Origin of the sequence: Pandoraea horticolens (genome assembly GCF_902459555.1) — a bacterium.
Taxonomy (GTDB): domain Bacteria; phylum Pseudomonadota; class Gammaproteobacteria; order Burkholderiales; family Burkholderiaceae; genus Pandoraea; species Pandoraea horticolens.
On record NZ_CABPSM010000010.1, the window covers coordinates 99,676 to 119,108 of the forward strand.

General features: G+C 60.6%; 18 protein-coding genes and 1 tRNA gene. 16 read left to right on the forward strand and 3 right to left on the reverse strand.

Annotated features, from left to right (window positions below; translation table 11 throughout):
* Positions 1-59: 59 nt before the first annotated feature.
* Positions 60-1,730: an electron transfer flavoprotein-ubiquinone oxidoreductase gene (locus tag PHO31112_RS16855; RefSeq protein ID WP_150621531.1), complete on the reverse strand. Its 1,671-nt coding sequence runs from the start codon at positions 1,728-1,730 to the stop codon at positions 60-62.
* 179 nt (positions 1,731-1,909) lie between these two features.
* Here PHO31112_RS16855 and PHO31112_RS16860 point away from each other — a divergent pair, with 179 nt between their 5' ends.
* From PHO31112_RS16860 to PHO31112_RS16870, 3 genes are all read left to right on the forward strand, one after another.
* A complete protein-coding gene (locus PHO31112_RS16860; protein WP_150621532.1) occupies positions 1,910-2,686 on the forward strand; it encodes an SDR family oxidoreductase in 777 nt (258 codons plus the stop codon).
* Between the two features lie 178 nt (positions 2,687-2,864).
* Positions 2,865-3,929, forward strand: a complete 1,065-nt coding sequence (locus tag PHO31112_RS16865) for a DctP family TRAP transporter solute-binding subunit (RefSeq protein ID WP_150621533.1) — start codon at positions 2,865-2,867, stop codon at positions 3,927-3,929.
* 179 nt (positions 3,930-4,108) lie between these two features.
* Complete coding sequence (locus PHO31112_RS16870) at positions 4,109-4,522, forward strand: acyl-CoA thioesterase (protein ID WP_281355103.1); 414 nt, start codon at positions 4,109-4,111, stop codon at positions 4,520-4,522.
* 61 nt (positions 4,523-4,583) lie between these two features.
* On the opposite strand, the gene PHO31112_RS16875 is transcribed toward PHO31112_RS16870, so the two are convergent.
* Positions 4,584-5,129, reverse strand: a complete 546-nt coding sequence (locus PHO31112_RS16875) for a PAS and helix-turn-helix domain-containing protein (RefSeq protein WP_150583889.1) — start codon at positions 5,127-5,129, stop codon at positions 4,584-4,586.
* Positions 5,130-5,360: 231 nt separating this feature from the next.
* Here PHO31112_RS16875 and PHO31112_RS16880 point away from each other — a divergent pair, with 231 nt between their 5' ends.
* Entirely contained in the window at positions 5,361-6,059 is a 699-nt protein-coding gene (locus tag PHO31112_RS16880) for a CoA transferase subunit A (RefSeq protein ID WP_010806057.1), read from the forward strand.
* A gap of 23 nt (positions 6,060-6,082) precedes the next feature.
* Positions 6,083-6,721 carry a CoA transferase subunit B gene (locus PHO31112_RS16885; protein WP_150621535.1) on the forward strand — a complete coding sequence of 213 codons (639 nt, stop codon included), beginning with the start codon at positions 6,083-6,085 and terminating at the stop codon, positions 6,719-6,721.
* Between the two features lie 216 nt (positions 6,722-6,937).
* Here the strand turns inward: PHO31112_RS16885 and PHO31112_RS16890 are convergent, their stop codons facing one another.
* Entirely contained in the window at positions 6,938-7,729 is a 792-nt protein-coding gene (locus PHO31112_RS16890; protein WP_150621536.1) for a 3-hydroxybutyrate dehydrogenase, read from the reverse strand.
* A 163-nt stretch (positions 7,730-7,892) separates the two neighbouring features.
* Between PHO31112_RS16890 and PHO31112_RS16895 the strand changes: the two genes are divergently transcribed.
* From PHO31112_RS16895 to PHO31112_RS16945, 11 genes are all read left to right on the forward strand, one after another.
* Complete coding sequence (locus PHO31112_RS16895) at positions 7,893-8,771, forward strand: alpha/beta fold hydrolase (protein WP_150621537.1); 879 nt, start codon at positions 7,893-7,895, stop codon at positions 8,769-8,771.
* Positions 8,772-8,836: 65 nt separating this feature from the next.
* Complete coding sequence (locus PHO31112_RS16900; RefSeq protein ID WP_150621538.1) at positions 8,837-9,193, forward strand: RidA family protein; 357 nt, start codon at positions 8,837-8,839, stop codon at positions 9,191-9,193.
* Between the two features lie 47 nt (positions 9,194-9,240).
* Positions 9,241-11,538 (forward strand): RelA/SpoT family protein, encoded by a 2,298-nt coding sequence (locus tag PHO31112_RS16905; protein WP_281355104.1) that lies wholly within the window; start codon positions 9,241-9,243, stop codon positions 11,536-11,538.
* Between the two features lie 188 nt (positions 11,539-11,726).
* A tRNA-Val gene (locus tag PHO31112_RS16910) sits at positions 11,727-11,803 on the forward strand.
* Positions 11,804-12,041: 238 nt separating this feature from the next.
* Entirely contained in the window at positions 12,042-13,949 is a 1,908-nt protein-coding gene (gene thrS, locus PHO31112_RS16915) for a threonine--tRNA ligase (protein ID WP_150621539.1), read from the forward strand.
* A gap of 52 nt (positions 13,950-14,001) precedes the next feature.
* Positions 14,002-14,520 carry a translation initiation factor IF-3 gene (infC, locus tag PHO31112_RS16920; RefSeq protein WP_174995768.1) on the forward strand — a complete coding sequence of 173 codons (519 nt, stop codon included), beginning with the start codon at positions 14,002-14,004 and terminating at the stop codon, positions 14,518-14,520.
* Between the two features lie 176 nt (positions 14,521-14,696).
* On the forward strand, positions 14,697-14,894 hold the full coding sequence (rpmI, locus tag PHO31112_RS16925; protein ID WP_010806049.1) for a 50S ribosomal protein L35: 198 nt from the start codon (positions 14,697-14,699) through the stop codon (positions 14,892-14,894).
* A gap of 25 nt (positions 14,895-14,919) precedes the next feature.
* Positions 14,920-15,279: a 50S ribosomal protein L20 gene (gene rplT, locus PHO31112_RS16930; RefSeq protein ID WP_150621541.1), complete on the forward strand. Its 360-nt coding sequence runs from the start codon at positions 14,920-14,922 to the stop codon at positions 15,277-15,279.
* Positions 15,280-15,430: 151 nt separating this feature from the next.
* On the forward strand, positions 15,431-16,444 hold the full coding sequence (pheS, locus tag PHO31112_RS16935; protein WP_150621542.1) for a phenylalanine--tRNA ligase subunit alpha: 1,014 nt from the start codon (positions 15,431-15,433) through the stop codon (positions 16,442-16,444).
* A gap of 86 nt (positions 16,445-16,530) precedes the next feature.
* Entirely contained in the window at positions 16,531-18,969 is a 2,439-nt protein-coding gene (gene pheT / locus PHO31112_RS16940) for a phenylalanine--tRNA ligase subunit beta (protein WP_150621543.1), read from the forward strand.
* A 64-nt stretch (positions 18,970-19,033) separates the two neighbouring features.
* Positions 19,034-19,426: an integration host factor subunit alpha gene (locus PHO31112_RS16945; protein ID WP_039374116.1), complete on the forward strand. Its 393-nt coding sequence runs from the start codon at positions 19,034-19,036 to the stop codon at positions 19,424-19,426.
* Positions 19,427-19,433 lie beyond the last annotated feature (7 nt).

Below are 19,433 nucleotides of genomic sequence, written 5' to 3' on the forward strand. Positions count from 1 at the left end.
CAGCGTGTCATGGTCCGTCTGCAAACAAAAACCGCCGGACAAACCGGCGGCAATCGACATCACATATTCGGGTAGTTCGGCCCGCCACCGCCTTCCGGTGTCACCCACACAATATTCTGCGTCGGGTCCTTGATGTCGCACGTCTTGCAGTGCACACAGTTCTGCGCGTTGATTTGCAGACGTTCGGAGTCGTCGTCGTTCTTCACGAACTCATACACACCCGCCGGGCAATAACGTTGCTCCGGGCCCGCGTATTCGGCCAGATTGATGCCCACCGGCACGCTGGGATCCTTGAGCGTCAGGTGTGCCGGCTGGTTCTCTTCGTGGTTGGTGTTCGAGATGAAGACCGACGACAGACGGTCGAACGTGAGCTTGCCATCCGGCTTCGGATAGACGATCGGCTGGCATTGCGCCGCCGGCAGCAGGCATTCGTGATCGGCCTTCTTGCGGTGGATCGTCCACGGCATCTTGCCGCCGAGCAGCTTCTGTTCGATACCGGTCATGAGCGTGGCAACGGTCAGGCCCTTCTTGAACCATTGCTTGAAGTTGCGCGCCTTGTTCAGTTCTTCGCGCAGCCACGATTGCTCGAATGCCGCCGGGTAAGCGACAAGCTCGTCACGCTGGCGCTCAGCGGCCAGCGCGTCGAAGGCGGCATCGGCGGCCATCATGCCGCTCTTGATGGCGGCGTGACTGCCCTTGATGCGGCTCACGTTGAGGAAACCCGCCTCGCAGCCGACCAGCGCGCCGCCCTTGAAGACGAGTTTCGGCAGCGCCAGCAGCCCGCCCGCCGTGATGGCGCGTGCACCATAAGAGAGGCGCTTGCCACCTTCGAGGAAGTGGCGAATCGACGGATGCGTCTTGTAGCGCTGAAACTCCTCGAACGGCGACAGATACGGATTGCTGTAGTCGAGACCGACGATGAAACCTACCGCGACCTGATGGTTCGGCAAGTGATAGAGGAACGAGCCGCCGTAGGTTTGGGAATTGAGCGGCCAGCCGGCCGTGTGGATCACGAGGCCTTCCTTGTGCTTGGCCGGATCGATTTCCCACAGTTCCTTGATGCCCAGACCGTAAGCCTGCGGATCGCGACCATCGTCGAGGTTGAACTTGCGCATCAACTGGCGGCCGAGGCTGCCGCGCGCACCTTCCGAAAAGATCGTGTACTTCGCATGCAGCTCCATGCCGAGCTGGAAATTTTCGGTCGGTTCGCCGTCCTTGCCAACGCCCATGTTGCCGGTCGCCACGCCCATGACTGCGCCATTTTCATCGTACAGAATCTCGGCGGCGGGAAAGCCCGGGAAGATCTCGACGCCCAGCGCCTCTGCCTGCTGACCAAGCCAGCGCACGACATTGCCCAGACTGATGACGTAATTACCGTGATTTTGGAAGCAGGCCGGCAGCAGCCACGACGGGGTGGGGGTTGCGCCCGTCTCGTTCAGGAACAGGAAGCGATCTTCGACGACGGGGGTGTCGAGCGGTGCGCCGAGTTCCTTCCAGTTCGGAACCAGTTCGGTCAGTGCGCGCGGGTCCATGACTGCGCCCGACAGAATATGGGCACCGATTTCCGAGCCTTTTTCCAGCACACAAACGGAAACTTCCTTACCTGCTTCCTGCGCACGTTGCTTCAAACGGATAGCCGTGGACAGGCCGGCCGGACCGCCGCCAACGACGACGACGTCATATTCCATCGACTCCCTCGGGCCGTACTGCTCAAGCAGCTTGGGATCCATTGATGCTCCTGTTATAAACGTTAGAATTCGTGGGTGCGGCCATTTTCCGGGAATGGAGGACACCTCGCAACCGCATATTAATAGCACGATCGTTCGGTTTGGTAGGTGGGAAGCTCTAGCGGCGGGCCTTGCGGCGGTGCCGTTTTTCAATAGGTGTGCGGGCTCGTGGGGAGACGACGATGGGGCGTTCGCTGAATCTGGAAGGCAAAGTGGCGATGGTGACGGGGGCATCGAGCGGACTCGGCATGCAGTTTGCCAAGGTGCTAGCTCAGGCCGGGGCCAAGGTCGTGCTTGCCAGCCGCCGTGTGGAGCGGCTCAAGGAATTGCGCGCTGAGATCGAGTCACAGGGCGGTGCTGCGCACGTCGTTCCGCTGGACGTGACTGACTACGACAGCATTCGCGCTGGCGTCGCGCATGCCGAGACCGAGGCGGGCGCTATCGATATTCTCATCAACAACTCCGGGGTTTCGGCTCAACAACGGCTGGTCGACGTCACGCCTCAGGAATACGACTACGTCCTCGGCACGAACGCCCGAGGGGCCTTCTTTGTGGCGCAGGAAGTCGCCAAGCGCATGATCCGGCGCGCCAAGGGCGATCCGCAGCGTCAGCACCGGATCATCAACGTGGCGTCGGTGGCGGGACAGCGGGCGATTTCCATGCTCGGCGTGTACTGCATCAGCAAAGCGGCGGTCATCCATATGACGCGCGCGATGGCGCTGGAGTGGGGGCGCTTCAATATCAATGTGAACGCGCTATGTCCGGGTTATATCGACACGGAGATCAATCACGAGCATTGGCAGACCGAGGCCGGTCGCAAGCTGATTCAGATGTTGCCGCGTCAGCGCGTGGGCGAGCCGGGCGATCTTGATGGGTTGATTCTGCTTCTGGCCTCGGACGATTCCAGATTTATCAACGGCTCGATCATGACCATCGACGATGGCCTGGCGATTGGCTGAACCTTGTCAGGTCGAGTGCCGTGACGATTCGGGGAATTGCGCAGGCCGGGTGCAATGCGGCAATCCGGGATTGTCCGAGGCAGTCAGCCTCGTGAGCACGAGCGCATAATTTGCCGATGTTCACGGGGTCGAGAAGGGCGTCGCACTGACGTCGTACCCCGATCATCTTGAGGACACCATGCGTAATCAAGGCCGGCGGGGGCTTGCCGGAGTCGCGCTTGCCCTCGCCGTCATCGCGCTGCCTGTGGCTGCGCAACCTTATAAAGCCGAATACTCGCTGTCGATCGTGCCCGATGCCGGCACCCCTTGGGGCAAGGGCACGCAACTATGGGCAGACATGGTGCGCGAGCGGACTCGCGGACGCATCAACATACGGCTACACCCGGGCGCTATGCTCGTCGGTGGCGATCAGACACGCGAGTTCACGGCGTTGCGCCAGGGCGTCATCGACATGGCGGTCGGCTCGACGATCAACTGGTCTTCGGCCATCCCCGAATTCAACGTCTTTTCGCTGCCATTCCTCTTGCGTGGCTACCGGTCGCTCGATGCCCTTACTCAGGGTGACGTAGGGCGTGAACTGTTCCGTCGTGTGGAGGAGCAGGGTGTCGTGCCGCTGGCATGGGGGGAGAACGGTTTCCGGCAACTGAGCAATTCGCGCCGCCCGATCCGCGCGCCCGAAGACATGCGCGGTTTGCGCTTCCGCGTGGTCGGGTCATTGCTGTTCAACGACATTTTCACGGCGTTGGGGGCGGTGCCGACCCAGATGACGTGGAGCGAGGCCATTCGAGCGATACGCGCGCGCAAGATCGATGGTCAGGAAAACCCGCTGACGATCTACAACAATGTGCGACTCGATACGTTGGGACAACGCTACATCACGGTATGGGATTACGTGGCTGATCCCATCGTATTTGTGGTCAATCGGCAGGTCTGGGATAGCTGGTCGCCGCAGGATCGCGACATCGTTCGCGATGCGGCAATGGAGGCCGCACGCTTCGAGGTGACGTTGGCACGAGAAGACCTTCTGAGCACCGGGCGCGGCACATGGGAAGACCTGGAGGCGCGTGGCGTGAAGGTCACGCGACTCACGCCGGATCAGCGTCAGCGCTTCGTCGATGCGACGCGCGCCGTCTATACGAAATGGAAGGCGCTTGTCGGGCGTGATTTGGTCGAGAAGGCGGAGGCTGCGGTCAAAGACGATTCGACAGTCAACAAGCCGCACGATATTGGCGTGCGCAAGTAGTTGTGCGTTGCTTCGAAAACCTCCGAGGCAGCGCTCTCACGTCATTCCGAAATGACCGCCGTTTCCGGCAAATCGCGGCGTCGTGCTGCACGCCCATCCATCCGAAGCGCTACACTTTATCCTCATGACGCCCTGTCATCGCACGGCAGGGCGTTGATTTTCAATATGGGGAATTTGCAGTGTCATCAGAATACAAAGAAGTCTTTCGTATGCGCATGCCCATTCGCTGGGGCGATATGGATGCCTTCGGGCACGTCAACAATACCGTGTACTTCCGGTACATGGAGCAGGTACGTATCTCGTGGCTGGAAACCCTGAATATCGCGTCTGAAGAAAGTTCGACGGGGGAAGGGCCGGTCATCATCAATGCGAATATGACGTTCTTGCGCCAGTTGCGTTATCCGGGCGATATCGATTGCCGCATGTTTGTGGGCGCTCCGGGGCGAAGCAGTGTCGACACGCGTTTCGAGTTGCGCCGCGCCGATACGCCTGACGTGGTGGTTGCCGAGGGCGGTGCGAAGATCGTCTGGGTGAACTACAAGGAGGAGAAATCGGTGCCGCTGCCGGAAGCGGTGCGGGGGCTGATGACGTGAGATCGTTCCGGGAGGGCGTGACGAGGTGCGGTATACGTCACCTCGCACGCTCTCACTCAGGTCAGTTTCCAAGCAGACGCTGAACGAGTTCCGTCGCCGTGCCGGCACCGTATTTCTGCATCAGACGCGCACGATAGATGTCGACGGTACGTGGGCTGATGTCGAGAATCTTGCCGATTTGTTTGCTGGTCTTGCCTTGTACGAGTTGCGCCGCGATTTCGCGCTCGCGGGCCGTCAGCGCTACGGCGACGCGGCGTGTGGCTGACATGTCTTCGAAGGTCCAGAGGCCGGCGGCGTGGGGATCTTGCACGTCGAGCGATCGGCCCGTCACGTGGCACCAGAACAGCTCGCCGTTGGCGCGACGCATGATGCGCTCGTCGGCGTAGACGCCTTGCGTGCTCATGATCGGTGGAATACGCTCGCCAATGCGCTCGAATTCCTTCGGTGACGGATAAAGCACCTGGAACGACTGACCGATGAGGGTTTCGTGATCGTAGCCGAAGATCTTGCCGAGTTGGCGATTGCAGTCCTCGATGATGCGCTGGCGAGAAATGACCAAGCCGACTGGCGCGATGTGAAAAGCTGTCTGATAGTCGAACGTCGGCATGGGGGCGGTGCAAGTCCGGTCGGCCCGCGTGCCGGTGCAACACGAGTACGGCTGCGGCTCGGTACGCGGAAAGATATGTAATTTCACGTATTGTGCCCCATTTGCACGCCACCGTAAGCTCTATGGTTGCATGAGGTGCGTTGCCCCGGCGATTCGCGAGGTGGCGCAAGCCTCGCAACGCGTAAGAGCGCGACATAATTTCAATTCTCAACCGAGGGAAAGGGACAAACGATGAACAAGGTATACGCCAGCGCCAAGGAGGCGCTTGCCGGTGTCGTCGCGGACGGGCAAACGCTCGCCGTCGGTGGCTTCGGCCTGTGTGGCATTCCCGAGGCCCTGATCGCCGCGCTGCGCGACTCGGGTGTGAAGGGGCTCACCTGCATCAGCAACAACGCTGGGGTGGACGGTTTTGGTCTGGGCCTGCTGCTCGAAACGCGTCAGATCAAGAAAATGATTTCCTCATACGTTGGAGAGAACAAGGAGTTCGAGCGCCAGTATCTGGCCGGAGAACTCGAACTCGAATTCACGCCGCAGGGCACGCTGGCTGAAAAGCTGCGCGCGGGCGGCGCAGGTATTCCGGCATTCTTCACGAAGACCGGTGTGGGTACCGTGGTTGCCGAAGGCAAGGAAACGCGCGAATTCGACGGCGAGACATACGTCATGGAGCGCTCGCTGCGTGCCGATGTCGCGCTCGTGAAGGCTGCCAAGGCCGATCGCGCCGGTAACCTCGTGTTCAATCGCACCGCCCGCAACTTCAATCCGATGGCCGCCATGGCAGGCAAGATCACGATCGTTGAAGTCGAAGAACTGGTCGATACCGGTTCGATCGACCCGGACGACGTGCACCTGCCCGGTATCTTCGTTCAGCGCATCGTGCTGAATGCACACCCGGAAAAACGTATCGAACAACGCACGGTACGTGCCAAGTAAGCGCCGAGATCAAGGAGATAACCATGGCATGGAATCGTGAAGAAATGGCTGCGCGTGCGGCGCGCGAGCTGGAAGACGGCTTTTACGTGAACCTCGGAATCGGTTTGCCCACACTGGTGGCGAACCATGTACCCGAAGGCATGGAGGTCTGGCTGCAATCGGAGAATGGCCTGCTCGGTATCGGACCGTTCCCGACGGAAGACGAAGTCGACGCCGATATGATCAACGCGGGCAAGCAGACGGTTACGACGCTGCCGGGTTCGTCGATTTTCTCGTCGGCAGACTCGTTCGCGATGATCCGCGGCGGCCACATCAATCTTGCGATCCTCGGCGCAATGCAGGTCAGCGAAAAGGGCGATCTTGCAAACTGGATGATTCCGGGCAAGATGATCAAGGGCATGGGCGGCGCGATGGATCTCGTTGCCGGTGTCGGTCGTGTGGTCGTGCTCATGGAGCATGTCGCCAAAGGCGACGCCCACAAGATCCTCAAGGCCTGCGATCTGCCACTCACCGGCGTTGGCGTGGTCAACCGCATCATCACCGACCTCGGTGTGATCGACGTGACGCCGGATGGCCTGAAAATTGTCGAACTGGCGCCTGGCGTGACGAAGGAAGAAATTTCGCAGAAGACCGGGGCGCCGCTCGACACGAGCGCTGTCTGATGCTTTGGCGATGTGCCGGTTGTGCCCGTCGCATTCGGGCGTGGCGCTTTTGACACGCAGCTTTGCTGAGGGTTACCGTAGCCGTTGAGCCCGGTGATCAGTGGGAGGCAAAACGGGCGGGGAAATTTCCCGCCCGTTTTGTTTTTATGTCGTCAGCAAGCCTGCTGAAGTGCCTGCGCCCCGGCTCTTGCCGCGGGTCGCAGGCACTTGCCGTGATTACTGTGCGACCCAGCCGCCATCCATGTTCCATGCCACGCCTCGCACTTGCGAGCCGGCGTCGCTGCACAGAAAAACGGCCAACGCGCCAAGTTGTTCGGGCGTCACGAACTCTCCGGAAGGCTGTTTTTCGCCCAACAGCGAGCGTTTCGCTTCGTCGCCGGAAAGACGCTCGCGCGCTGCGCGATCGTCGATTTGCTTTTGCACAAGCGGTGTGAGCACGAAGCCTGGGCAGATGGCGTTGGCCGTCACACCCGACTGCGCGTTTTCCAGTGCGGTGACTTTCGTCAGCCCGACGATGCCGTGTTTGGCCGCGACGTACGCCGATTTTCCAGCCGAACCCACGAGTCCGTGTACCGAGGCGATGTTGATGATCCGTCCCCAGTTGCGCTGTCGCATGCCGGGCAGGGCAAGTCGAGTGGTGTGAAATGCCGACGTGAGGTTGATCGCGATGATCGCGTCCCATTTGTCCGTCGGAAAATCCTGAATCTCCGCAACGTGCTGAATCCCCGCGTTGTTGACCAGAATGTCGACGCCGCCGAAATCCGACTCGGCATATTGCATCATCGTTTCGATCTCGCCGGCACGGCTCATGTCGGCACCGTGATACCCGACCTGGGTGCCGGTGTGGCCAGCCCTCGCCGCCGCGTCGGCAATGGCTCTGCGCGCGGCGTCGGCGTCGCCGAAACCGTTCGTGATGACGTTGGCTCCCTGTGCCGCGAGCGCCTGAGCCATGCCCAGACCGATGCCACTGGTCGAGCCGGTTACGAGGGCGATTTTTCCTTTCAGCATTGCATCGTCTCCGTGCGGATGAAGGGTGAGGGATTTATCCGATGTCGATGAGCGTGTCCGCAGACTGCGGTTGGATGCGTCTCATGAGTCGCCTCATTCTAGCTCACGCTTCCTGGCAGGCGCGGTAGAATTCAGGTCTGGAAACCTATCCGATGAGTCTGCCATGTCGAGCCACGTGCCGCGTCTGTCGAACGTTCAGTGTCTGAGTCCGTCTGGATTGCATCGGATGGCCTACACGGAATGGGGTGACCCTGAAAATTCACGCGTGCTCGTGTGCGTGCACGGACTCACGCGATGCGGTCGCGATTTTGACACGCTGGCGAAGGCATTCGCGAGCGACTACCGTGTCGTATGTCCGGATGTGGTCGGGCGCGGGCAGTCGTCGTGGCTGGTGAATCCGGCCGGTTACGTCGTGCCGCAGTATGTCTCCGACATGGTGACGTTGATTGCGCGGCTCGGTGTGTCTTCGGTGGACTGGTTCGGCACGTCGATGGGCGGCTTGATCGGCTTGGGGCTTGCGGGCATGCCGGATACGCCGATTCGCAGTTTGTTGCTCAACGATGTGGGGCCGCATATCGACGCCCCTGCGCTAGCCCGCATCGGTCAGTATGTCGGGATACCGAAGCGATTCGCTTCGTTGGACGAGGGCGCGGATTACCTCTGGTCGATCTCTTCGGCATTCGGGCCGCACACGCGCGAAGAGTGGCTTGCGCTGTGCGAGCCGCTGCTCAAGGCCGAGGGTAACGGCTATGTATTGCGCTACGATCCGTCGATCGGGGCCGCATTTTCGGGGGTTCCGCCGGACGCCATCGCGGCGGGCGAAGCGATCCTCTGGGCGTCGCTTGCGGCGTTTTCGGGGCGTACGCTGGTCGTGCGCGGCGAGCAGTCGGATTTGCTCTCCCGCACAACGCTCGAACAAATGCTGGCGCACGCGCAACACGCGCGCGCCGTGGAAATCGCCGGTGTGGGACACGCGCCGACGTTTGTGCATGCGGATCAGATCCAGATCGCACGCCGATTTTTTGACGGATACGCGGACTGACGCTCGCGCCGATGGTGCGGTGCAGGAGCGGTCCGAAGTTAGAAGAATACGAGGAGTTTTACATCATGGCAGTACAACGTTTCTACGTCGAAAAGCGCTGGTCGGACATGGCCGTGCATAACGGCACCGTTTATCTGGCCGGGCAGACGCCCGATGACCGTTCGCAGGACATGGCGGGTCAGACGCGTCAGGTGCTCACGCATATCGATCGTCTGCTTGCGGAAGCGAGCAGCGACAAGTCATTGATTCTCTCCTGCCAGATCTTCATTTCGGACATGAAGTACTTTGGTGAAATGAATCAGGTGTGGGATGAGTGGGTGCCGGCCGGCAATGCACCTCCGCGTGCCACGGTGCAGGCGTTGCTCGCCGACCCTGCCATGCTCGTTGAAATCGTGGTCGTGGCGGCTCAGCGCGAAAGCTGAGTGCTCGGCCCGCATCATCAGGGGCGCTTGTCGCCCCGTGCTCCGACATGAACCAACATCAAGCACCGACATCCGCAGGCACTCATTCGACAACGGCGCCCGGTGCTACGAGTCCGGTAACGGGTGGGGGCGAGGCACAACTGCCCGCCACGCTGGCCGATGCGCTCGCGTTTGCCGAGAAGCTATGCGCGGCGCACGTCCTCTCGTCGGGAGAGCCGATCATGGCGCATGCGCGCGGCATGCTCGCGATTCTCGACACGCTTCGCGTGGACGAGGCGACACATCAGGCGGCGGCATTGTTCTCGGCCGCCGAGTTTCTGCGGGATGCGCAAATCACGTTGACCCAGACCTTCGGTGCAGAAGTCACCGCGCTCGTGATCGACGTACGCAAGCTGCAACGGCTCTCCGGCGCGGGTTCGCGCGCTGCACAGGCCATGCCCTCCGACGGGCGTGATCGCGACGCCTCGGCCGAGCGCAAGTCGCAGGTCGAAGGGTTGCGCAAGATGTTGCTCGCGTTCGCGCAGGACATCCGCGTTGTGATGATCCGCCTAGCGTCGCGTCTGCAATCGCTGCGCTGGTATGCGGCGCAGAAGAAGGCGCCGCCCGAGGACATGCCGCACGAGGTGCTCGAGATCTACGCGCCGCTCGCGAACCGCCTGGGTATCTGGCAACTGAAGTGGGAACTCGAAGATCTCGCGTTCCGCTTTCTCGAGCCGGTCACATACAAGCAGATCGCCAAACTGCTCGAAGAAAAGCGGGTCGAGCGCCAGACGTTCATTGAAGGGGCAATCCAGCGTCTTCAGGACGAATTGGCGCGCGCGGGCGTGAAGGCCGAGGTGTCCGGTCGCCCGAAGCATATCTACAGCATCTGGAAGAAGATGCGCGGCAAAGCGGTCGATTTTGCCGAGCTGTACGACGTGAGAGCGTTTCGCGTGATCGTCGATGACATCAAGGATTGCTACACGGTGTTGGGCATCGTCCATAACCTGTGGCAGCCGATTCCGAAAGAGTTCGACGACTACATCTCGCGTCCGAAGCCTAACGGTTACAAGTCGCTGCATACCGTGGTGATCGGTGACGACGGGCGGGCATTCGAAGTGCAGATCCGCACGCACGAAATGCACCACTTTGCCGAGTACGGCATTGCGGCCCATTGGCGTTACAAGGAAGCGGGGCAGCGTGGTTACGGCGGTGCATTTTCGGCGAACGAGGCCTACGACGAGAAGATCGCGTGGCTGCGCCAGTTGCTGGCATGGAAGGACGACGTGGCCGATACGGTCGGCGCGGAAGGTGCCGTACAGCCTTGGGAGCAACTCAAGCGTGCGACGATCGACGACCACATCTACGTGCTGACACCGCAGGCGCGCGTGATCTCGCTGCCGCAAGGTTCGACGCCGATCGATTTCGCCTATCACCTGCACTCGGAGCTGGGGCATCGCTGCCGTGGCGCACGTGTCGACGGTGCGATGGTGCCGCTCAATACGCCGCTGCAGAACGGGCAGACGGTCGAGATCGTGACCGTTAAACAAGGTGGTCCGTCGCGCGACTGGCTCAATTCGCAGTTGGGGTATTTGCAGAGCCATCGGGCACGTCAGAAGGTGCGCCAGTGGTTCAATACCATCGACCTCGAGGAGACGATTGCTCAGGGGCGGGCGCTCATCGACAAGACGTTGCAGCGCGAAGGCAAGACGTCGGTCAATCTGGAGGAGTTGGCGACTCGCCTGGGATTCCGGACGCCGGACGATCTCTATGCGTCCATCGCCAAGGATGAATTCAGCCTGAGGCACGTCGAGCAGGCGCTTTCGGGCAATCTGCCGGGGCCGGAGCCTCGTGATGAGGACACGCTCGTCGCGAAGAAGAGTCTCGATACGAGCGTCACCCAGGGCGCCAAGAGCGGGGTGCTGGTGGTCGGCGTCGGCGCGTTGCTCACGCAATTGGCCAAATGCTGCCGGCCGGCACCACCCGACCCGATCGTGGGGTTCGTCACGCGAGGCAAGGGCGTATCGATCCACCGTCAGGATTGCGCGAGTTTTCAGTCCATGAAGGCGCGCGCGCCCGAGCGAGTGATTCAGACCGCCTGGTCGGCCGATGTGCTCGAAGGGCGCGGCGTGGCGGCGTATCCGGTGGACATCCAGATCGAGGCATCGGACCGTCAAGGGCTGCTGCGTGATATCTCGGAAGTGTTCTCACGCGAGAAACTCAACGTCACTGGCGTCAGTACGCAGTCGCGAGGGGCTCAGGCGTTCATGCAGTTCACCGTGGAAGTGCGTGATGGCGGACAGTTGCAGCGGGCGCTTGCGCAACTCGCCGGAGTGGCGGGCGTGGTGTCGTCGCGTCGACGGTAAACGGATTTTGGCAGGATTGACGGCGGGCCAATACCTGGTCAGCCAGGCGAAAGAACGAGTGGGTGAGGGAAGGGGATTGTGCGAGGGAATATGCGCAAACGCCTTGCCTGATGCGTTTTTTCTTCGGCAGGCACAATAATCGCTTGGCGGTCTTCGGAAACCTTGCTAGAATCTCGTTCTCTTGCAGTAGGCTCGTAGCTCAGCTGGTTAGAGCACCACCTTGACATGGTGGGGGTCGTTGGTTCGAGTCCAATCGAGCCTACCAACGAATTTGATGCATGACAGTCCGCGAGACCCCGCAGACACAGACGCTGGAAAAAACACTCATGTTCATGATCGCCCGAACTTTCACAGTGGTGAAGGTGCGACGTTAAGTCGAGGGTGTTTTTCGTCTGGATGTAAGGAATGAAGAGACGGCCTCGACGATAGTCGAGGCCGTTTTTTTTCGTGGTTTGCCGCGTGGCGTTTGCCGCGCGTGACGTTTTTGCGCATGGGAGTGCGACATGATTTCGGTACGTTTGCCTGACGGTTCGCAACGCCAGTACGAAGCCCCTCTGACGGTGGCGCAAGTCGCGGGTTCGATCGGCACGGGTCTGGCCAAGGCTGCCCTGGCGGGCCGTGTTGACGGCAAGCTCGTCGATACGTCTTATCTGATCGATCACGACGTGAGTCTCGCTATCGTGACGGACAAGGACGCCGACGGCCTGGACATCATCCGCCACTCGACGGCCCACTTGCTGGCGTACGCCGTCAAGGAGCTGTTCCCCGAGGCTCAGGTCACGATCGGCCCGGTGATCGAGAATGGCTTTTACTACGACTTCTCGTTCAACCGTGCCTTCACGCCGGAAGACCTCGACGCCATTGAGAAGAAGATGCACGAACTGGCCAAGAAGGACGAGCCGGTAACGCGCGAAGTGCTTTCGCGCGACGACGCCGTGCGTCTGTTCATGTCGATGGGCGAAAAGTACAAGGCCGAGATCATCGAGTCGATTCCGGCAACGGACGAAATCGGTCTCTACCGCGAAGGCAAGTTCGTTGACCTCTGCCGTGGCCCCCACGTGCCGTCGACGGGCAAGCTCAAGGTTTTCAAGCTGATGAAGGTCGCCGGTGCGTACTGGCGCGGCGACGCCAAGAACGAGCAACTTCAGCGCATCTACGGCACGGCCTGGACGAAGAAGGAAGATCAGGACGCGTATCTACACATGCTTGAAGAGGCGGAGAAGCGAGATCACCGCAAGCTCGGCCGCGCGCTGGACTTTTTCCATATGCAGGAAGAGGCGCCGGGTCTCGTCTTCTGGCACCCGAAGGGCTGGACGCTCTGGCAGCAGGTAGAGCAGTACATGCGCCGCGTCTATCGTAACAACGGCTATCAGGAAGTGAAGGCCCCCCAGATTCTCGACCGCACGCTCTGGGAGAAGTCGGGGCACTGGGATAACTACAAGGACAACATGTTCACGACGGAATCGGAGAGCCGCGCCTACGCGCTCAAGCCGATGAACTGTCCGGGGCATGTGCTGATCTTCAACTCGGCGCTGCATAGCTATCGTGATCTGCCGCTTCGCTACGGCGAATTCGGTCAATGCCATCGCAACGAGCCGTCGGGCGGTTTGCACGGCTTGATGCGCGTGCGCGGCTTCACGCAGGACGACGGTCATATTTTCTGTACGGAAGACCAGATTCTCGACGAGTGCGTGAACTACACGGCACTGTTGCATGCCGTGTACAAGGATTTTGGCTTCACGGACATGATTTACAAGGTCGCTACGCGTCCTGAGCACCGTGTCGGGTCGGACGAGAATTGGGATAAGGCCGAATTTGCGCTGATGGAATCGCTGCGCCGTTCGAACTGCGAATTCGTCATCGCCGAGGGCGACGGGGCGTTCTACGGTCCGAAGATCGAATACACGCTCAAGGACGCGCTCGGCCGCCAGTGGCAGTGCGGCACGATGCAGGTCGATTTCTCGATGCCCGAGCGCCTGGACGCCGAGTATGTGGCCGAAGATAATAGCCGCCGCCGCCCGGTCATGCTTCACCGCGCGATCCTGGGTTCGCTCGAGCGTTTCATCGGCATTCTGATCGAGCACCATGCTGGTGCAATGCCGGTCTGGCTCGCGCCGGAGCAGGTGATTGTGATGAATGTGTCCGAAAAAACGGCCGATTACGCTCAAGAAGTGACGAAAAAGTTGCAAGAACAAGGGCTTAGGGCTCGTAGCGATTTGCGCAACGAGAAAATTAGCTATAAAATACGCGAGCACTCCATGCAGAAAGTTCCCTATCTCGTCGTAGTGGGGGACAAGGAGCAGGAGGCGAATACGGTAGCCGTGCGTGCCCGTGGCGGCGTGGATCTGGGTGTGATGCCCGTTGACACGCTCATCGAACGCCTTGCGCAGGATTGCGCGACGTTCCAATAACGCCTGTCGGACAGCGCGGCTAAATTTTTGACTTTTTTCGAGGATATGCAACATCGCTACCGATAAGTCGCATCGCATTAACGGCGAAATTACAGCGCCTGAAGTGCGTCTCACCGGAGTCGACGGTGAGCAGCTTGGCATCATGAAACTTGCCGATGCTTTCCGTTTGTCCGAAGAGGCCGACGTTGATCTGGTGGAAATCGCGCCGCAAGCGCAGCCACCGGTGTGCCGCCTGATGGACTATGGCAAGTTCAAGTATCAGGAACAAAAGAAAGCGCACGAGAACAAGCTCAAGCAGAAGGTTGTTCAGATCAAGGAAGTCAAATTCCGGCCTGGCACCGACGACGGCGACTACAACGTCAAGTTGCGCAATCTGAAGCGGTTCCTCGAAGACGGTGACAAGACCAAGATCACGCTGCGTTTCCGCGGTCGTGAGATGGCCCACCAGGAAATCGGCGCTCGTATGCTGGAACGTCTGAAGTCTGATCTCGAAGAGGTCGGTCAGCCGGAACAGATGCCGAAGATGGAAGGCCGTCAGATGATCATGGTCATCGCGCCGAAGAAGAAGTAATGCCGTGGCGGTGTCGAGTGACACCGCCGGGTTGTAAGGAATTGCCGTCATCGCCCGTAAGGGCGTGACAGCGATGCAGGGTGCAGTCTGGCCCTGAACACAAGTGATCCCGGGTTCTACAAGGGGCGCGATTTTGGCGTCACACCTGTGATCATGTTAAAAACTCGGAGTTTTTCATGCCTAAGATGAAAACCAAGAGCGGTGCCAAGAAGCGCTTTCGCGTGCGTCCTGGCGGTACCGTCAAGCGTGGTCAGGCCTTCAAGCGTCACATTCTGACGAAGAAGACCACCAAGAATAAGCGTCACCTGCGCGGTGCCGTCGGCGTTCATGAGTCTGATCTGAACTCCGTACGCGCAATGCTGCCCTTCGCTTAAACCCCGACTTAGATAGGAGAGAAACATGCCTCGAGTCAAACGTGGGGTCACCGCACGGGCCCGCCATAAGAAAGTCATCGCTGCAGCCAAGGGTTTCCGCGGCCGCCGCAATAACGTCTTCCGCATCGCCAAGCAAGCGGTCATGCGCGCTGGGCAATACGCCTATCGCGATCGCCGCAACAAGAAGCGCGTGTTCCGCGCTTTGTGGATTGCGCGTATCAATGCAGGTGCGCGTCAGCACGGTATGACTTACAGCGTGTTCATCGCTGGTCTGAAGAAGGCCTCGATCGAACTCGACCGCAAGGTGCTGTCCGACATGGCCATCAACGACAAGCCGGCGTTTGCCGCGATTGTCGCCCAGGTGAAAGCCGCCGTCGCAGCCTAAGCTGTAAATAGCGTATAGCGCGTTTTACCGCGCGCCATTCGCCAGGAGGGGGCTCTCATCGGAGCCCCCTTTTGTTTTTCGCTTGCCTTTTCGCTCGCTTTTTTGCTTGAACACGCGGCCATCCCGACCGCCTAACTTGAGTCTGTAGCATATGGATCTGGAACTTATCGTCAGCGAAGCGCAGCGTGCGTTCGCCGCCGCTCCCGACGCCGCCGCGCTGGAAAACGAGAAAGCCCGCTTTCTCGGCAAGACCGGCCAACTGACCGAGTTGCTCAAAGGCCTCGGCAAGCTCGATCCCGAAGCGCGCAAGAGCGAAGGTGCACGGATCAATGCGGCCAAGCAACAGATCGAAGGCGCCTTGCAGGCACGCCGCCAGGCCATGGCCGATGCGCTGCTCGACGCGCGCTTGTCCGCCGAGGCCATCGACGTCACGTTGCCCGGTCGAGGCCTGGGCACTGGCAGCCTGCACCCCGTGCTCAATACCTGGGAGCGCGTTGAACAGATTTTCCGTTCCATTGGTTTCGACGTGGCCGACGGCCCCGAAATCGAAACCGATTGGTTCAACTTCACCGCACTGAACAGCCCCGAGAACCATCCGGCGCGCTCGATGCAGGACACCTTCTATGTCGAAGGTAACGACGATGCCGGCAAGCCGCTGCTGCTGCGCACGCACACGAGCCCGATGCAGGTGCGCTACGCGCGTATGAACAAGCCGCCCATTAAGGTGATCGCACCGGGCCGCACGTATCGCGTCGACTCCGACGCTACGCACTCGCCGATGTTCCATCAGGTCGAAGGTTTGTGGATTGCTGAAGACATCAGCTTCGCCGACCTGAAGGGCGTGTACACCGATTTCTTGCGCAAGTTCTTCGAACGCGACGACATTCAGGTGCGTTTCCGTCCGTCGTACTTCCCGTTCACGGAGCCGTCGGCCGAAATCGACATGCAATTTGAAACCGGTAAGAACGCCGGCAAGTGGCTGGAAATCTCGGGCTCGGGGCAGGTGCATCCGTCGGTGGTGCGCAATATGGGGCTCGACCCGGAGCGTTACATCGGTTTTGCTTTCGGCTCGGGTCTTGAGCGTCTGACGATGCTGCGCTACGGCGTTCAGGATCTGCGACTGTTCTACGAGAACGACCTGCGCTTCCTGCGCCAATTCATGTAATCGATGCCGATGGCCCCGGGCTGGCGCGCGAAGCCGCTGCCACCGGGCTTTGGGATGTGAAGATTTAACTGCGAGCGAACTGATCCATGCAATTCTCTGAATCGTGGCTGCGTACCCTGGTCGACCCGGATTTGTCGACGGACGCGTTGGCGCATGCCCTGACGATGTCCGGGCTCGAAGTCGAGGAAACCGACCCCGTCGCCCCGCCTTTTACGGGTGTGGTGGTGGCCAAGGTACTCGAAGTCGCCCGTCATCCGGATGCTGATCGTCTGAATGTTTGTCAGGTCGACGCCGGTACTGGCGAGACGCTCACCATCGTGTGCGGCGCACCGAACGTGGCGCCTGGCATCAAGGTGCCGTGTGCGACCGTTGGCGCCGCGTTGCCCCCGGCCGAAGCCGGCGGTGCGCCGTTCCAGATCAAGATCGGCAAGCTGCGCGGTGTGCAGAGTTTCGGCATGCTGTGCTCGGCACGTGAGCTGAAGCTCTCGGAAGACCACGCCGGCCTGATGCTCCTGCCGGAAGATGCGCCGGTCGGCATGAACATCCGCGAGTATCTCGATCTGGACGACACGGTATTTGTCGTCAAGCTCACGCCGAACAAGGCGGATTGTCTGTCGTTGCTCGGTATCGCCCGCGAAGTCGCCGCGATCACCGGCGCACCGCTCAAGGATTTGCCGGGGCAGGACGCTCAGGCGGCAACGATCACCGACACGTTGCCGGTGCGTATTAGTTCGCCAGAAGGCTGCGGACGTTTCGGTGGCCGCATCATCCGTCACGTGAACGCCGCCGCTGCGTCGCCGCGCTGGATGCTGGAGCGCCTCGAGCGCGCAGGTCAGCGCAGCATTTCCGCGTTGGTCGACATCACCAACTACGTGATGCTCGAACTGGGGCAACCGCTGCACGTCTACGATCTGAACCGTCTGCAAGGCGGTATCGACGTGCGCTTCGGCCGTGCGGGCGAGACGCTCAAGTTGCTCAATGAACAGACCGTGACGCTCGACGAGAGCGTGCTCGCCATTACCGACGGCAGCGGCCCGATCGGCCTCGCCGGCATCATGGGCGGTGACTCGACCAAGGCGGGTCTGGAAACGCAGAATATCTTCCTCGAAGGTGCGTTTTTCTTCCCGCAGGCGATTCAGGGCCGTGCGCGCAAGTACAACTTCACCAGTGATGCGTCGCATCGTTTCGAGCGTGGCGTCGACTTCGCCGGCAACGTGCGTGCGCTTGAGCGCGCCACGCAACTGGTGCTCGAGATCTGCGGTGGCCAGGCGGGTCCGCTCGAAGATCAGGTCGCGAAGTTGCCCGAGCGCCAGCCGGTGAAGATGCGTGTCGCGCGTGCCATCAAGATTCTGGGCGTGCCGGTCTCCGAGCAGGAGATGAGCGCCATTTTCACGCGTCTTGGCTTGCCGTTCACCTTGCGAGACGGTGTGTTCGAAGTCACGCCGCCGTCGTATCGCTTCGACATCGAGATCGAAGAAGATCTGATCGAAGAAATTGCACGGATTTACGGTTTCGACCGTATTCCGGCCAATCCGCCGGTTGCTGCGAGCGCCATGCGTCCGACGCAGGAAGGGCGCCGTTCGCAACACGCCGTGCGTCATGCCGTGGCCGCGCGCGATTATCATGAGACGGTCGGCTTCAGCTTCGTTGATGTCGAGTGGGAAGCGGACTTTGCCGGTAACGGCAGCCCCATCAAGCTGCTCAATCCGATCGCCAGTCACCTTGCGGTGATGCGCTCGACGCTCATCGGCAGCCTTATCGCGACCACCCGCTACAACCTGAATCGCAAGGCATCGCGCGTTCGCGTGTTTGAAATCGGCCGCACCTACCATCGTGACAGCACGGTGGCCTCGGGTGAGCTGAGCGTTGGCGGTTACCGCCAGCCGGTCACGGTGGCGGCGCTCGCGTACGGCCCGGTGCTCGAAGAGCAGTGGGGCGCCGTGGCGCGTCAGGTCGACTTCTTCGACGTGAAGGGCGATCTTGAGGCGTTGCTGTCCCCGCGTACGGCACGCTTTGTGAAGGCCGAGCACCCGGCGTTGCATCCGGGACGCAGTGCGGCGATTGAGGTCGACGGCAAGCGCGTCGGATTCATTGGCGAGTTGCATCCGCGTTGGCAGCAGAAGTACGATTTGCCGCAGGCGCCGGTGCTGTTCGAGATCGAGGCAGAGGCACTTTTCGTGCGCGACGTTGCGAGCTACGAGGACATCTCGAAGTTCCCACCGGTCACGCGCGATATCGCACTCGTGGTCGATCAGGCGCAGCCCGTGCAAGGGCTGCTTGATGCCATGCTGGCCGCGCGTGACGACGATCCGGCATGCAGCGTGGTGCAATCGGTACGATTGTTCGACGAGTTCCGGCCGAAGGCTGGCGCCGCGTCGGGCTCGCTTGGTGCGCAGGACAAAAGCGTGGCATTTCGTGTTACTCTGCAAGACCCCTCAGGTACGTTGCAGGACGAGACGGTCCAGGGCGCCATTAACGCACTGGTACAACGGGTAGAAGGGTTTGGCGCACGTTTGCGCGCCTGAAAACTCAATAAAAGATCCGGTTGCGAGTAGGTCATCGCGCTGTCATCGCCATCGCGTGGGACGTATGAACGAAATGAATCCTGGTGAATTTGAAGCCATGCTCGCGGCGCAGCGCATCGCGCTGGGGCGCAGCGAAGTGAACGAGGTCTCGACCGAGGCGCCGACGCTGACCAAGGCCGAACTGGCCGAGTTGCTCTTCGAGCACGTTGGTCTGAACAAGCGCGAAGCGAAGGATATGGTCGAGGCGTTTTTCGAATCGATCCGCGACGCGCTTGAGTCGGGTGACAGCGTTAAACTGTCCGGCTTCGGTAACTTCCAGTTGCGCGACAAGCCACAACGGCCAGGTCGGAATCCGAAGACCGGCGAGGCCATTCCGATTGCCGCGCGTCGTGTCGTCACCTTTCACGCCAGCCAGAAGTTCAAGTCGATCGTCGAATCTGGCGCAGTGAGCAAGTAAATCCCGG

Coding starts and splice junctions, on each gene's coding strand:
- PHO31112_RS16855 (WP_150621531.1), bottom strand. CDS start 1,730: ATGGATCCCAAGCTGCTTGAGCAGTACGGCCCGAGGGAGTCGATGGAA.
- PHO31112_RS16860 (WP_150621532.1), top strand. CDS start 1,910: ATGGGGCGTTCGCTGAATCTGGAAGGCAAAGTGGCGATGGTGACGGGG.
- PHO31112_RS16865 (WP_150621533.1), top strand. CDS start 2,865: ATGCGTAATCAAGGCCGGCGGGGGCTTGCCGGAGTCGCGCTTGCCCTC.
- PHO31112_RS16875 (WP_150583889.1), bottom strand. CDS start 5,129: ATGCCGACGTTCGACTATCAGACAGCTTTTCACATCGCGCCAGTCGGC.
- PHO31112_RS16880 (WP_010806057.1), top strand. CDS start 5,361: ATGAACAAGGTATACGCCAGCGCCAAGGAGGCGCTTGCCGGTGTCGTC.
- PHO31112_RS16885 (WP_150621535.1), top strand. CDS start 6,083: ATGGCATGGAATCGTGAAGAAATGGCTGCGCGTGCGGCGCGCGAGCTG.
- PHO31112_RS16890 (WP_150621536.1), bottom strand. CDS start 7,729: ATGCTGAAAGGAAAAATCGCCCTCGTAACCGGCTCGACCAGTGGCATC.
- PHO31112_RS16895 (WP_150621537.1), top strand. CDS start 7,893: ATGTCGAGCCACGTGCCGCGTCTGTCGAACGTTCAGTGTCTGAGTCCG.
- PHO31112_RS16900 (WP_150621538.1), top strand. CDS start 8,837: ATGGCAGTACAACGTTTCTACGTCGAAAAGCGCTGGTCGGACATGGCC.
- PHO31112_RS16905 (WP_281355104.1), top strand. CDS start 9,241: ATGAACCAACATCAAGCACCGACATCCGCAGGCACTCATTCGACAACG.
- thrS (WP_150621539.1), top strand. CDS start 12,042: ATGATTTCGGTACGTTTGCCTGACGGTTCGCAACGCCAGTACGAAGCC.
- rpmI (WP_010806049.1), top strand. CDS start 14,697: ATGCCTAAGATGAAAACCAAGAGCGGTGCCAAGAAGCGCTTTCGCGTG.
- rplT (WP_150621541.1), top strand. CDS start 14,920: ATGCCTCGAGTCAAACGTGGGGTCACCGCACGGGCCCGCCATAAGAAA.
- pheS (WP_150621542.1), top strand. CDS start 15,431: ATGGATCTGGAACTTATCGTCAGCGAAGCGCAGCGTGCGTTCGCCGCC.
- pheT (WP_150621543.1), top strand. CDS start 16,531: ATGCAATTCTCTGAATCGTGGCTGCGTACCCTGGTCGACCCGGATTTG.
- PHO31112_RS16945 (WP_039374116.1), top strand. CDS start 19,034: ATGAACGAAATGAATCCTGGTGAATTTGAAGCCATGCTCGCGGCGCAG.